Here is a 13,351-nt window from a genome sequence, read left to right as displayed (position 1 = left end):
GGCAAGCGCGTACGGCCCTTCCTGACGCGGCCCCGGCGCCCACCCCACGCCTCACATCCGCGACACGTTCCGCTCGTAGACCAGCCGCAGTCCGATCAGCGTCAGCCACGGCTCGTGCTCGTCGATCACCGACGACTCGCCCAGCACCATCGGCGCCAGCCCACCCGTGGCGATCACCGTCACGTCCTCGGGGTCGTCCGCAAGCTCCCGGGCCATCCGGCTCACGACCCCGTCCACCTGACCGGCGAACCCGTACACGATCCCGGACTGCATCGCCTCGACCGTGTTCTTCCCGATCACGCTCCGCGGCCGCGCCACCTCGATCTTCCGAAGCTGCGCCCCCTTCACGCCCAGCGCCTCCACGGAGATCTCGATACCGGGCGCGATGACCCCGCCGACGTACTCCCCGCGCGCGGACACCGCGTCGAACGTCGTCGCCGTACCGAAGTCCACGACGATCGCCGGGCCGCCGTACAGCTCGACCGCCGCCACCGAGTTGATGATCCGGTCCGCGCCGACCTCCTTGGGGTTGTCCGTGAGGATCGGCACCCCGGTCTTCACCCCCGGCTCGACCAGCACCGCGGGGACGTCGCCGTAGTACCGGCGCGTCACCTCGCGCAGCTCGTGCAGCACGGACGGCACCGTCGCGCAGATCGCGATCCCGTCGATCCCGTCGCCCAGCTCCTCTCCGAGGAGCGGGTGCATGCCCATCAGGCCCTGGAGGAGCACCGCCAGCTCGTCGGCCGTCCGGCGCGCGTCCGTGGAGATGCGCCAGTGCTCGACGATGTCCTCGCCGTCGAACAGTCCGAGGACGGTGTGCGTATTGCCTACGTCGATCGTCAGCAGCATGGCCGGTTCCCGCTCCCTACTCCGCCGCTCGCAGGTCCAGCCCGATGTCCAGGATCGGCGAGGAGTGCGTCAGCGCTCCTACGGCCAGGTAGTCGACGCCCGTGTCCGCGTACGCCTTGGCGTTGTCCAGCGTGAGCCGCCCGGAGGCCTCCAGCGCCGCCCGCCCGTGGACCAGCGCCACCGCCTCCTCGCACTCCCCGGGCGTGAAGTTGTCCAGCAGGATCAGGTCGGCACCCGCGTCCACGACCTCCCGCAGCTGGTGCAGCGTGTCGACCTCGACCTCGATCGGCACCTCGGGGAAGGCCTCCCGTACGGCCTTGAAGGCCTGCGCAACCCCGCCCGCGGCGACCACGTGGTTGTCCTTGACCAGGGCCGCGTCCGACAGCGACATCCGGTGGTTCACGCCACCGCCGCAGCGGACCGCGAACTTCTCCAGCGACCGCAGCCCCGGCGTCGTCTTCCGCGTGTCACGCACGCGTGCATTCGTGCCCTCCAGGACGTCCGACCACGCGCGCGTGGCGGTCGCGATGCCCGACAGGCGGCACAGCAGGTTCAGCGCGCTGCGCTCGGCGGTCAGCAGGTCACGCGTGCGCGTGGTGACCGACAGCAGCTTCTGCCCGGCCTCCACCCGGTCGCCGTCCTCCACATGCCGCTCGACCTCGAACTCGTCGGTGCACACCACGGAGATCACCGCTTCGGCAACCCTGAGGCCCGCGACGACGCCCGCCTCGCGCGCGGTGAAGTCGGCGGTGGCGACCGCTTCCTCGGAGATGGTCGCGACCGTCGTCACGTCCACACCGTGGTCGAGGTCCTCCTGGATGGCGACGTTGGCGATGTCCTCGACCTCAACGGGGTCGAGGCCGGCGTCGGCCAGGAGCTCGGCGAGCGCGGGGTCGAGCCCGCATTCCATGTACGACTCGTGCGTCTCTTCGGTGTCCGCGCCACAGGCGCAGCCGTCGCCGCAGCCGCCGTCCTGGGCGAGGGGGAGGTCGGGGGTGCTCACTTCTGTCACTGCTCCTGGGGCTGCCGGGTCGGGGGGAAGTCTGCGGTATCGGTGGGGCGTACGGCGAGTGTGCGGTCCGGATTCAGCCGTACGACGATGTGGCGGCGCCACTTGGTGTCGTCGCGCTCGGCGTGGTCCTCGCGCCAGTGGCAGCCGCGCGTCTCCTCGCGCAACTGAGCGGCGGCGACCAGGACACGGGCCACGCACAGGAGGTTGGTGGCCTCCCAGGTGTCGACGCCGGGCTCGGCGGTCTTGCCGTTCTCGTCGAGGGCGTCGCGCGCCTCGGCGTGCAGCTGCTGGAGCCGGTCGGCGGCGCGGGCGAGGGACTCGGCCGAGCGCAGCACGCCCGCGCCGTCCGTCATGATCCGCTGGATCGTGAAGCGCGCCTCGGCGGCCTGGAGGGGGTGGGCCGGCGTCTCGGGGTACGGGACGGGTTCCGGCACGCGCGCGTGGAGGCCGTCCGCGGCATGGCTCGCGGCGATGTCGGCGGCGATGCGCTCGGCGTAGACCAGGCCCTCCAGGAGGGAGTTGGACGCGAGCCGGTTCGCGCCGTGCACGCCGGTGCACGCGACCTCGCCGCACGCGTACAGGCCGGGGACGGTCGTGCGGCCGTGGGAGTCGGTGCGCACGCCCCCGGAGGCGTAGTGCGCGGCCGGGGCGATCGGGATGGGCTCGTGCACGGGGTCGATGCCGTTGGCGCGGCAGGCGGCCAGGATCGTCGGGAAGCGGTGCTCCCACATCTCGGCGCCGAAGTGCCGGGCGTCGAGGAACATGTGCTCGGCGTCCTGCTCCTGCATGCGCCGCATGATGCCCTTGGCGACGATGTCCCGGGGCGCGAGTTCGGCCAGTTCGTGCTGGCCGACCATGAAGCGCACGCCGTCGGCGTCCACCAGGTGGGCGCCCTCGCCGCGCACGGCCTCGGAGACCAGCGGCTGCTGGCCCTCGGCGTCCGGGCCGAGGAACAGCACCGTGGGGTGGAACTGCACGAATTCGAGGTCGGAGATCTCCGCGCCCGCGCGCAGGGCGAGCCCCACGCCGTCGCCGGTCGACACCGACGGGTTGGTGGTCGCGGAGAAGACCTGGCCCATGCCACCGGTGGCGAGGACGACCGCGGGGGCGTGCACGGCGCCCACGCCGTCGTGCTGGCCCTCGCCCATGACGTGCAGCGTGACTCCGGCGGTGCGGCCGTCGGCGTCGGTGAGCAGGTCCAGGACGAGCGCGTTCTCGATGGCGCGCATGCCCCGCGCGCGTACGGCCTCGACGAGCGCCCGGGAGATCTCCGCGCCGGTAGCGTCGCCGCCGGCGTGCGCGATACGGCGGCGGTGGTGGCCGCCCTCGCGGGTGAGCTCCAGGCCGCCTTCCTCGGACTCGTCGAAGTGGGCGCCCGTCTCGATGAGCCGGCGCACGGCGTCGGGCCCCTCGGTGACGAGGATCCGTACGGCCTCCTCGTCGCACAGGCCCGCGCCCGCCACCAGGGTGTCGTCCAGGTGCTGCTCGGGGGTGTCGCCCTCGCCGAGCGCGGCGGCGATGCCGCCCTGCGCCCAGCGGGTGGAGCCGTCGTCGAGGCGGGCCTTGGTGACGACCACCGTCGTCAGGCCGGCGGCCTCGCAGCGCAGGGCCGCGGTCAGACCGGCGACGCCGGAGCCGACGACCACCACGTCCGCGTCGATGGACCACCCTGGCGCGGGTGCGTGCAGTCGTATGCCTGTGCTGGTCACGAGGCGGCTCCGAAGGTTCCGAACCTGAGGGGAATGTTGTCGATCAGCCGGGTCGTCCCGACCCGGGCGGCGACGGCGAGGACGGCCTCGCCGGTGAAGTCGTCGTCGATCTCGGTGAAGTCGTCGGGGTCGACGAGGGCGAGGTAGTCCAGGGCGAGCGGCGGGTCGAGGCGGGCGGCCTCGTCCAGCACCAGGCGGGCGGCGGCGCGGACGGCCGTCGGGCCGCCGGGGGAGGCTTTCGCGACGGCGTGCGTGTCGGCGGCCGCGCGGGACTCCCCGAGGGCGCTGAGCGCTTCGGCACGCGCGTGCGTGGCGGGTACTTCGCGCGCCCGCGCGCGCAGCGCCTCCTGGGCGGCGTGCCGGTCCTGGCCGGCGAACAGCGCCCGGGACAGCGCGAGGGCGGTGCGCCGCTCGGCGGGCGAGAGGTAGCGGTTGCGGCTGGACAGGGCCAGGCCGTCGTTCTCGCGCACGGTGGGCACGCCGACGATCTCCATGCCGAAGTTCAGGTCACGGACCATGCGGCGGATCAGGGCGAGCTGCTGGGCGTCCTTCTGGCCGAAGAACGCCACGTCGGGGCGGGTGAGATGGAGCAGCTTGGCGACGACGGTGAGCATGCCGTCGAAGTGTCCGGGGCGCACGGCACCCTCCAGGCGCTCCCCCATGGGGCCCGCGCTGAGGCGTACCTGGGGTTCGCCGCCCGGGTAGACCTCGTCCACGGAGGGCGCGAACACGACGTCCGCACCGGCCTCCTCGGCGATCTTGAGGTCGGCTTCGAGGGTGCGCGGGTAGCGGTCGAGGTCCTCGCCCGCGCCGAACTGCAGCGGGTTCACGAAGACCGTGACCACGACCTCGCCGTCCGGGCCGGCGACCTCGCGCGCGGTGCGGATCAGGGTGGCGTGGCCCTCGTGCAGGGCTCCCATGGTCATCACGACGGCACGGTGGCCGACACGCGCGCGTGCGTGCAGTTCGTCGGCGGTGCGCAGCAGGGTGGTGGTCATCCCGCGTCTCCCTTGGTGCTGTCGGCAAGCACACCCAGCAGGTCTTCGGCGAGTTCCGGCTTGAGCAGGCCGTGGGCGAGCGCCCGGTCGGCGGTCGCGCGCGCCATCGCCAGGTAGCCGGCGACGGTCTGCGGGGCGTGCTTGCGCAGCTCCGTGACGTGCGCGGCAACAGTGCCCGCGTCCCCGCGCGCGACGGGACCGGTCAGCGCGGCATCGCCGGACCGCAGGGCGTTGTCCAGGGCGGCGCCGAGCAGCGGGCCGAGCATCCGGTCGGGCGCCTCGACTCCGGCCGCGCGCAGCAGCTCCATGGACTGGGCGACCAGGGTCACCAGGTGGTTGGCGCCCAGGGCGAGGGCCGCGTGGTAGAGCGGGCGCATCTCCTCGGCGATCCACTCCGGCTCGCCGCCCATCTCGATGACCAGGGCCTCGGCAGCGAGCCGCAGTTCCTCGGGTGCCGTGACGCCGAAGGAGCAGCCCGCGAGGCGCTGGACGTCCACCTGGGTGCCGGTGAAGGTCATCGCCGGGTGCAGGGCCAGCGGCAGCGCGCCCGCGCGCAGGGCCGGGTCCAGGACCTTCGCGCCGTATCGCCCGGAGGTGTGCACGAGCAGCTGGCCCGGGCGTACGGCCCCGGTCTCGGCGAGGCCGGTGACAAGGCCGGGCAGGGCGTCGTCGGGGACGGTCAACAGGACCAGGTCGGCGCGCCGGAGGACCTCGGCGGGCGGCACGAGGGGCACGTCGGGCAGCAGTTGCGCGGCCCTTCTCCGGGAGGCGTCCGAGACTCCGGAGACGGCCACCGGACGGTGCCCGGCGAGCTGGAGGGACGCGGCGAGCGCGGGGCCCACCCGACCGGCGCCGACGACGCCGACGGTGAGCCGCGCGGGGCGGTCCTTCGGATCTGGCTGTTGGACTGTACTCACGCGACGGCGGCCTTCCCGTTCCAGTCCGCTCTGGGTACCGGACGATTTCTCGTCATGTTAACGCGATCGGTTCGAGGGGCGTCCGGTTGTCCACAGGCTGTGGGTTTCCGAGAGTCGTCGCCACAAGAAGCGGCGGCCCTCGGAAATGCGAGTGCCCCGGTCCGTCGAAGGGCGCCATCATCCGAGCATGAGTGATACGGCGGAGCAGGGCACGGACACGGTGGAGCGGGGCGCGCAGACGCCGGGGCCGAGTGCGCCCCCATCGGAACAGATGTCCGACGAGGAACGGCGCAAGCGCCTACGAGAGCGGCGCATCAGCGCGTACAGGGGCGCGAAGCATGTACTCGCACGCCCCGGCTTTCTGGGCACGCTCCGCGAGCGCCTTGCCCTGCTGGAACAGGCGCAGGAGCTGTACGACCTGGACGAGCAGGCGGACCTCTACGGCAACGGCGTCGTCGCCGCCCTGGAGGAGAAGGTCGCCGGGCTGCTCGGCAAGGAGGCCGCCGCGTTCTTCCCCACCGGCACGATGGCCCAGCAGGTGGCGCTGCGCTGCTGGGCGGGCCGCACCGGGAACGCAACCGTCGCCCTGCACGCGCTGGCCCATCCCGAAGTGCACGAGCGTCACGCGTTGAGCCAGGTCAGCGGACTGCGCCCGGTCCGGGTGACCGGTGAACCGCGGCTGCCGACCGCCGACGAGGTACGTGACCTCGACGAGCCCTTCGGGACGCTGATGCTGGAACTGCCCCTCAGGGACGCCGGTTTCGTCCTGCCCTCCTGGGAGGAGCTCCTCGAAACCGTCGAGGCGGCGCGGGAGCGCGACGCGGTGGTGCACTTCGACGGCGCGCGCCTGTGGGAGTCCACCGTCCACTTCGACCGCCCGCTGGACGAGATCGCGGACCTGGCGGACAGCGTCTACGTGTCGTTCTACAAGTCCCTGGACGGTTACGGAGGCGCTGCCCTCGCCGGTCCGGCAACGCTCGTGGAGGAGGCCAAGGCATGGCGCCACCGCTACGGCGGCTCGGTGTTCCAGCAGTTCCCCACGGCGCTGACCGCCCTGGCCGGCCTTGAGCGGGAGCTGCCGCGGCTGCCCGAGTACGTGGGCCACGCGCGCGTGGTGGCCACCGCGCTGCGCGAGGGGTTCGCGGCGGCCGGAGTGCCCTGGGCGCGCGTCCACCCCGAGCAGCCGCACACCAACGAGTTCCAGGTCTGGCTGCCGTACGACAGCGAAGCCCTCTCCCGCGCGGCAGTCCGGCAGGGCGAGGAGACGGAGACCCTTCTGTTCGCCAACGCCTGGGACGCCCAGGGGCCGGGTCTGTCCTGCACCGAGGTGTACGTGCGGGCCGCCGGCCTGGAGTGGACCGCCGGCGACGTGCGCACGGCGGTCGCGGAGTTCGTCGCCCGGCTGACCGAGGAGGTCAGCGGGTAGGGCGGGGCCCGCGGCCCGGGGCCGACCACCACCGCCCGCGGACCGGACGGCCGGCGAGGACCGCCCGGAACCGCCGGACTTCTCGCCACTCCCGCACGACCTGCCGGTCGTGGGCGCCGGGCGCCGGCGGGTCGGGCTCGCCGTGCTGCCGTGCGCGGTAGGTGTCGAGGAGGTACTGCTGGGTGATGCTCATGGCGGCCTCTTCGGGACGTGGTGATGGCTCCGGAAGGCTCCGCGGCTGCCCCGGTGCTTCCAGCCTGCGCCCCTCAAGCCGCGAAGTCGCGTCGATTGACGGCGGACGTCAAACGGGATCGGCGTTGTCAGTGGCGGGGTGCACCATGAGGGCATGAGCGTGACGATCGACATCGCGGGGCTGCGGCCGGAGAGGGTGGCCGTCGTGCCCTCACCCCTGGCCGAGCTCGGCATGGCGCTGCACGCGCTGTCCGAGCCCGGCCACCACCCGGGGCTGCAGGGCTGGGCGACCAGCGTGACCGCCCGGCTCGACCCGCACCTGGCCGACCGGATGTGCGAGGCCGACTTCCTGTGGCGGACGACGTTCTCGGACCTCTTCCTGCCCTACGCGGGCCTGCCCGGCGGTGCGCTGCCCGGCGCCACGCTCGCCGAGGACCTGGACCTCCTGGACAAGCTGACGGACGACCAGTTCGTGGACGCAGCCCTGGAGTTCACCTGCGCCCTGCCGTACGCCGTCGAGGGGCCCTCCGTACTCGACGACGCGGAGCTGCGGCAGCGTGCCCTGGAGCTCGCCGCTGCGCGCGGGCCGCAGCAGCTGCGGTTCACGCTGCGGCTGTTCGACGACCCGCCGCAGATCCGGGCCTGGCTGCGGCAGTTCCTTGAGGACTGCGACGAGGTCTTCTTCGCGGACACCTGGTCCCGGCTGCGCCACCAGCTCGCGGCGGACGCCCGGCACAAGACCGACCTCCTGCGGCACCGGGGGCTCGCCGAGGCCCTGGCCTCGGTGTCCCCGTCGGTGGCCGTCGACGAGAGCGCCGGCCGGATCACCATCGACAAGCTGCGCCAGGGCCACAGCTCCATCAAGAGCGACGGCCTCCTCCTGGTGCCGACGAGCCTGGGCTGGCCCCACCTGATGGTGCTCCACCGGCACGGCTGGCACCCGGTCCTGCACTACCCCGTCGGCTCCCCCGGGATCGCCGCACCGCCCTCCGTCGAGCAGCTGACCCTGCGGATGACCGCGCTGTCCCACCCGGTGCGCATGCAGTTGTGCCGCAACCTCGCCCGCTCCACGTACACCACGGGCGAGCTGGTGCAGATCCACGGCATGACCGCCCCCGAGATATCCCGGCACCTGGGCGTCCTGAAGAAGGCCGGCCTGATCACCACGCGCCGCCGCGGCCGCTACGTCCTGCACCAGCTGGACGTCACGGCGGTGGCCCGCCTGGGCAGCGACTTCCTGGAGGCACTGCTGCGCTGAGGCCGCGCCGAGGACGCGCCGCGCGGTCAGTCGAACCGGATGTGCCGGATCCCGACACCCGCCTGCCGCAGCCATGTCCGCAGCGCGCCCTCGTCGTTCGGGCCTAGCCGCAGCCCGGCCAGGCCGGCGATGCGCTCCGCCGTCCTCGGCACGGTCGAGTGGTCGGTCCACAGGTGCTCGGCGAACTCCGGCTCGCGCAGCCGCTCCAGACAGTGGTCGAGCTGCCGCACCGCCCAGCTCTCGCGGCGCAGCCCGGCGTTCTTTCCGGCGATGTACTGGGGGAGGTGCCCCAGGCCGCGCTCGCGCAGCCGCCGCAGGACGGTCGCACGCTCGGCGAGGAGGGTGAAGTGGCGTACGTCGTGGCCGAGTTCGCGCAGTCGTCCGACGGTCTCGGCGAAGTGGCCGGAGTCGGTGACCGTCATGGGCGCGATCACCACGCCGTCGTGCTCCGTCAGGGCCAGATCGAGGACCTCGACGACGCCCTGCCGCCAGGACGCCAGATCCTGGAAGTCGCCCCGCAGGTCCGGGGGCAGCATGCGGTGCAGCCCGAAGCCGACGTGCTCGGGGTCGCAGACGACACTGCCGGGCAGGCGGCGCCGGATCTCGTACGCGGTCTGTGTCTTTCCGCCCCCGAAGGGCCCGTTGATCCACAGGAGCATGCCGCCGACCCTACCGGCGGCCCGGGTGGCCGCTCAGGCCTGACCGCCGGCCCGCACGAGGCCCGTCTCGTAGGCCAGCACCACCACCTGCACCCGGTCCCGCAGCCCGAGCTTGGTCAGGATGCGGCCCACGTGCGTCTTGACGGTCGCCTCGGACAGGACCAGCCGGGCCGCGATCTCGCCGTTGGACAGGCCCTGGGCGACCAGCACCATGACCTCGCGCTCGCGGTCGGTGAGCCGCTCCAGCTCCTTGTGCTGCGGCTCCTTGCCGGTGGAGGGCAGCATGGGCGCGAACCGGTCCAGGAGCCGCCGGGTCGTCGACGGGGCGACCACCGCGTCTCCGCTGTGCACGGCGCGGATGGCGGCGAGCAGCTCGCCGGGCGGCACGTCCTTGAGCATGAAGCCCGAGGCGCCCGCCTTCAGCCCGGAGAAGGCGTACTCGTCGAGGTCGAAGGTGGTCAGGATCAGCACCTTCGGCGGGTTGGCGTCCTGACAGATGCGGCGGGTGGTCTCCACGCCGTCCAGCTTCGGCATGCGCACGTCCATCAGAACCACGTCCACAGCGGTCGTCCGCAGCACCTGGAGGGCCTCGACGCCGTCGCCCGCTTCCGCGACGACCTCCATGTCCGGCTGGGCGGCGAGCACCATCCGGAACCCGGTGCGCAGCAGCACCTGGTCGTCGACGAGCATTACGCGGATCGTCATCGGAGTCCTCTTCCGTGTCCGTCTACAAGGCCGTTACAGGTGTCAACACAGGGCATGGGCAGGCGTCAGTGCACGGGTTTGAGCGGGAGCAGGGCACTGATGCGGAATCCTCCGCCCGGGCGGGGGCCCGCGTCCAGGGTGCCGCCGACCATGCCGACCCGCTCGCGCATCCCGATCAGGCCGTGCCCCTGGCCGTCGACGCCACCGTCCTCGTACAACTCGTGCGGGGCGCCCTTGCCGTCGTCCTCCACGAGCAGACCGAGGCCGTCGTCGAAGTAGACCAGGCGCACGCTCGCACCCGCGTTCGGCCCGCCGTGCTTGCGGGTGTTGGTGAGCGCCTCCTGCACGATGCGGTACGCGGTGAGCTCGACGCCACTGGGCAACGGGCGCGGGGTGCCCTCGACCTTGAAGTCGACCGGCAGGCCCGCGGTACGGCACTGCTCGACGAGGTCCTCGATCTGCTCGACGTCGGGCTGCGGGACGTACTCGCCGCCCTCCTGGTGCTCCCCGGTGCGCAGCACGCCGAGCAGGCGGCGCATCTCGGCGAGGGCCTGGCGGCCGGTGGAGGAGATGGTCTCCAGGGCCTTCTTCGCCTGGTCCGGCGCGGCATCCAGGACGTAGGCGGCGCCGTCGGCCTGGACCACCATCACCGACACGTTGTGCGCGACCACGTCGTGCAGCTCGCGCGCGATCCGGGCTCGTTCGGCGGCGACCGCGACCTTGGCCTGCGCCTCGCGCTCCTTTTCGAGCCGGGTCGCGCGCTCCTCCAGCTGCGCGAAGTAGGCGCGGCGGGTGCGTATCGAGTCGCCGAGCACCCAGGCCAGGGCGAAGGGCACTGTCGTGAAGACGATGAGCGCGATGGTGCCGAGGAGGCTCGACTCGTTCTCCGGCCAGCGCAGCTGTGCCAGGGGCGCCGCGCACAGACCGACGGCCAGCGCCAGCCTGGAGGCCCAGCGGGCGCCGGTCGCGGCCACGGTGTAGGTGATCACCAGCATGGCGAAGTTCGCGGGCATCGTCTCGACGTCCAGCGCGAGCTGCGCCACGCCGAGCGCGACGGCCAGCAGCAGCATCCTCTCCGGCATGCGCCGGCGCAGCGCGATCACCAGGCTCAGCAGCAGGGCGATCGGCACGGCGGCGACCTGGTAGTCGACGCCTTCGACCTCCTGCTGCACGGTTCCGGACACCACCGAGATCCCGAACAGGAAGACGGCCCAGAAGCTGTCGACCCATGTCGGGTGCCTGCGGAGGAAGTCATAGAGGCGCTGCACGTAACCCAGCGTAGGGAAGCGTGACGTGTGCAGGGGTCAACCGAAGGGTCGATCCGCAGCGGGCGCGCGTACTCCGCAAGGTGGAGGCCCCGCTCCCCTGTGCGCTTAGCCTGGGCCCGTGACGCACGAGGCGACGGGCGAATGGCTGGGGTGGCGGGCGGCGACTCGGGAGGCGCTGTACGGGCCGCACGGCTTCTATCGCAGACCCGAGGGCCCTGCCGGGCACTTCCGTACCTCCGTGCACGCCTCGCCGCTCTTCGCCGAGGCCGTGGCCCGGCTGCTGTGCCGGGTCGACGAGGCACTGGGCAGGCCCGCGACGCTCGACTTCGTCGACATGGCGGCCGGCCGGGGCGAACTGGTCACCGCCGTGCTCGCCGCACTGCCCGCCGACGTGGCCGCCCGCGCGCGCGGGTACGCCGTCGAGATCGCCGACCGTCCCGTGGACCTTGATCACCGGATCGAGTGGCTGCCCGAGCCGCCGCAGGCGATCACCGGGCTGCTGTTCGCCAACGAGTGGCTCGACAACGTCCCCGTGGACGTGGCGGAGACGGACTCCGCGGGCGTACCGCGGCAGGTCCTCGTCACGCGGGACGGGACCGAGCGGCTCGGGGAGCCGGTCGCCGGTGCGGACGCGGAGTGGCTCGCGCGGTGGTGGCCGCTGCCCGCCGAGGAGGGACTGCGGGCGGAGATCGGGCTGCCCCGGGACGACGCCTGGGCCTCGGCGGTCGCGTCGGTCGAACGGGGGCTCACGGTCGCGGTGGACTACGCGCACACGGCGGACGCGCGCCCCCTGTTCGGGACGCTGACCGGGTTCCGGGAGGGGCGCGAGACGGCGCCGGTGCCGGACGGGTCGTGCGACATCACGGCGCATGTCGCGCTGGACGCGTGCGCGGAGGCGGGAGCGAGGGCGTCTGCGCGGGCACGCGTGGAAGTGTCCGCGACGGCGCGCGCGCTGCCGAGCCCGCGCCTGATGCTCCAGCGCGACGCCCTGCGCGCCCTGGGCCTCGCAGGCGCACGCCCCCCGCTCACGCTCGCAGCCACGCAACCCACGGAGTACGTCCGCGCCCTCGCCCGCGCCGGTGAGGCCGCCGAGCTCACCGCAGCCGGCGGACTCGGCGACTTCGGCTGGCTGCTCCAGCCGGTCGGCATTCCGGACGCGCCCCTCGGCGGGCCACCCGGGGAGCTACTTGTCGATGTCCCCGACCACGAAGAACAGTGACCCCAAAATCGCCACCATGTCCGCCACCAGCGTGCCCGGCAGCAGCTCGACCAGCGCCTGGATGTTGTTGTACGAGGCCGAGCGCAGCTTCAGCCGGTACGGGGTCTTCTCGCCCTTGCTGACCAGGTAATAGCCGTTGATGCCGAGCGGGTTCTCGGTCCACGCGTACGTGTGCCCCTCGGGCGCCTTGAGGACCTTGGGCAGCCGCTGATTGATCGGTCCGGGCGGCAGGTCGGCGAGCCGGTCCAGGCAGGCGTCTGCGAGGTCGAGGGCGTTGTGCGTCTGCTCCAGAAGCACCTCGAAACGGGCCAGGCAGTCGCCGTCCCGCCGGGTCACCACCTTCAGGGTGTCCTGGAGCTCCCCGTACGCGAGGTAGGGCTCGTCGCGGCGCAGGTCGAAGTCGACGCCCGAGGCGCGCGCGATGGGCCCGCTCACGCCGTACGCGTGCACGGCCTCCGGCGTGAGAGCGCCCACGCCCCGCGTGCGCCCCCGGAAGATCTCGTTGCCGAGGACCAGGTCGTCGTAGACGTCCATACGCGAGCGCACGGCGGCGACGGCGGCACGCGCGCGTGTCGTCCAGCCGGCCGGCAGGTCCTCCTTGAGGCCGCCGACGCGGTTGAACATGTAGTGCATACGGCCGCCGGAGACCTCCTCCATGACGTTCTGGAGGGTCTCGCGCTCCCGGAAGGCGTAGAAGACCGGGGTGATCCCGCCCAGCTCCAAGGGGTACGACCCGAGGAACATCAGGTGGTTGAGCACGCGGTTCAGCTCCGCCAGCAGCGTGCGTGTCCACACCGCGCGCGTGGGCACCTCCATGCCGAGCATGCGCTCCACGGCGAGGACGACGCCCAGCTCGTTGGAGAACGCCGACAGCCAGTCGTGACGGTTGGCGAGCATGATGATCTGGCGGTAGTCGCGGGCCTCGAAGAGCTTCTCCGCGCCGCGATGCATATAGCCGATCACCGGCTCCGCGCTGGTGATGCGCTCGCCGTCCAGGACGAGCCGGAGCCGCAGCACGCCGTGCGTCGACGGGTGCTGGGGCCCGATGTTGAGCACCATGTCGGTGCTCTCCGCGGCGCCGCCGATCCCGACCATGGTCTCCGTCGTAGGAGTCATGGACACAGTCTGTCCTACGTACG

At 72.6% G+C, this 13,351-nt stretch carries 13 protein-coding genes; 3 read left to right on the top strand and 10 right to left on the bottom strand.

The genetic code is table 11. The annotated features are described in order from the left end of the window. Positions 1 to 51 precede the first annotated feature (51 nt). Genes AB0Q90_RS29075 through AB0Q90_RS29055 form a run of 5 tightly spaced genes read right to left on the bottom strand, consistent with a single transcriptional unit; the run spans position 52 to position 5,485 of the window. On the bottom strand, positions 52 to 849 hold the full coding sequence (locus AB0Q90_RS29075; protein WP_363160960.1) for a type III pantothenate kinase: 798 nt from the start codon (positions 847 to 849) through the stop codon (positions 52 to 54). A 16-nt stretch (positions 850 to 865) separates the two neighbouring features. After that, positions 866 to 1,852, bottom strand: coding sequence for a carboxylating nicotinate-nucleotide diphosphorylase (nadC, locus tag AB0Q90_RS29070; protein ID WP_363160961.1), 987 nt, complete (start codon positions 1,850 to 1,852; stop codon positions 866 to 868). Positions 1,853 to 1,857: 5 nt separating this feature from the next. Beyond that, on the bottom strand, positions 1,858 to 3,570 hold the full coding sequence (locus AB0Q90_RS29065) for an L-aspartate oxidase (RefSeq protein WP_363160962.1): 1,713 nt from the start codon (positions 3,568 to 3,570) through the stop codon (positions 1,858 to 1,860). After that, on the bottom strand, positions 3,567 to 4,568 hold the full coding sequence (gene panC, locus AB0Q90_RS29060) for a pantoate--beta-alanine ligase (RefSeq protein WP_363160963.1): 1,002 nt from the start codon (positions 4,566 to 4,568) through the stop codon (positions 3,567 to 3,569). The genes AB0Q90_RS29065 and panC overlap by 4 nt, the downstream gene beginning before the upstream one ends. Further along, complete coding sequence (locus AB0Q90_RS29055) at positions 4,565 to 5,485, bottom strand: DUF2520 domain-containing protein (protein WP_363160964.1); 921 nt, start codon at positions 5,483 to 5,485, stop codon at positions 4,565 to 4,567. The genes panC and AB0Q90_RS29055 overlap by 4 nt, the downstream gene beginning before the upstream one ends. Before the next feature lie 271 nt (positions 5,486 to 5,756). On the opposite strand from AB0Q90_RS29055, the gene AB0Q90_RS29050 reads away from it, so the two are divergent. Further along, complete coding sequence (locus AB0Q90_RS29050) at positions 5,757 to 6,911, top strand: beta-eliminating lyase-related protein (protein ID WP_363161169.1); 1,155 nt, start codon at positions 5,757 to 5,759, stop codon at positions 6,909 to 6,911. Here AB0Q90_RS29050 and AB0Q90_RS29045 read toward each other — a convergent pair. Continuing rightward, positions 6,901 to 7,104 carry a hypothetical protein gene (locus AB0Q90_RS29045; RefSeq protein ID WP_363160965.1) on the bottom strand — a complete coding sequence of 68 codons (204 nt, stop codon included), beginning with the start codon at positions 7,102 to 7,104 and terminating at the stop codon, positions 6,901 to 6,903. The genes AB0Q90_RS29050 and AB0Q90_RS29045 overlap by 11 nt on opposite strands. A gap of 153 nt (positions 7,105 to 7,257) precedes the next feature. Between AB0Q90_RS29045 and AB0Q90_RS29040 the strand changes: the two genes are divergently transcribed. Continuing rightward, positions 7,258 to 8,361: a DUF5937 family protein gene (locus AB0Q90_RS29040; protein ID WP_363160966.1), complete on the top strand. Its 1,104-nt coding sequence runs from the start codon at positions 7,258 to 7,260 to the stop codon at positions 8,359 to 8,361. Positions 8,362 to 8,387: 26 nt separating this feature from the next. On the opposite strand, the gene AB0Q90_RS29035 is transcribed toward AB0Q90_RS29040, so the two are convergent. The 3 genes from AB0Q90_RS29035 to AB0Q90_RS29025 all read right to left on the bottom strand — a co-directional run bounded on the left by AB0Q90_RS29035 (position 8,388) and on the right by AB0Q90_RS29025 (position 10,993). Continuing rightward, positions 8,388 to 9,020 (bottom strand): AAA family ATPase, encoded by a 633-nt coding sequence (locus AB0Q90_RS29035; RefSeq protein WP_363160967.1) that lies wholly within the window; start codon positions 9,018 to 9,020, stop codon positions 8,388 to 8,390. Positions 9,021 to 9,053: 33 nt separating this feature from the next. After that, a complete protein-coding gene (locus tag AB0Q90_RS29030) occupies positions 9,054 to 9,725 on the bottom strand; it encodes a response regulator transcription factor (RefSeq protein WP_363160968.1) in 672 nt (223 codons plus the stop codon). 65 nt (positions 9,726 to 9,790) lie between these two features. Next, entirely contained in the window at positions 9,791 to 10,993 is a 1,203-nt protein-coding gene (locus AB0Q90_RS29025) for a sensor histidine kinase (RefSeq protein WP_363160969.1), read from the bottom strand. A gap of 118 nt (positions 10,994 to 11,111) precedes the next feature. Between AB0Q90_RS29025 and AB0Q90_RS29020 the strand changes: the two genes are divergently transcribed. After that, on the top strand, positions 11,112 to 12,212 hold the full coding sequence (locus AB0Q90_RS29020; RefSeq protein ID WP_363160970.1) for an SAM-dependent methyltransferase: 1,101 nt from the start codon (positions 11,112 to 11,114) through the stop codon (positions 12,210 to 12,212). On the opposite strand, the gene AB0Q90_RS29015 is transcribed toward AB0Q90_RS29020, so the two are convergent. Continuing rightward, the gene (locus AB0Q90_RS29015; RefSeq protein ID WP_363160971.1) at positions 12,177 to 13,328 is read right to left on the bottom strand and encodes an NADH-quinone oxidoreductase subunit D; all 1,152 of its coding nucleotides are present in this window, start codon (positions 13,326 to 13,328) and stop codon (positions 12,177 to 12,179) included. The two genes, AB0Q90_RS29020 and AB0Q90_RS29015, sit on opposite strands and share 36 nt — an antisense overlap. Positions 13,329 to 13,351 lie beyond the last annotated feature (23 nt).

It is taken from the genome of Streptomyces sp. NPDC079141 (genome assembly GCF_040686775.1).
In the GTDB taxonomy this organism is placed as follows: domain Bacteria; phylum Actinomycetota; class Actinomycetes; order Streptomycetales; family Streptomycetaceae; genus Streptomyces.
Note: the sequence above shows the minus strand (reverse complement) of the source record. Positions and strands in the feature narration are given on the sequence as shown.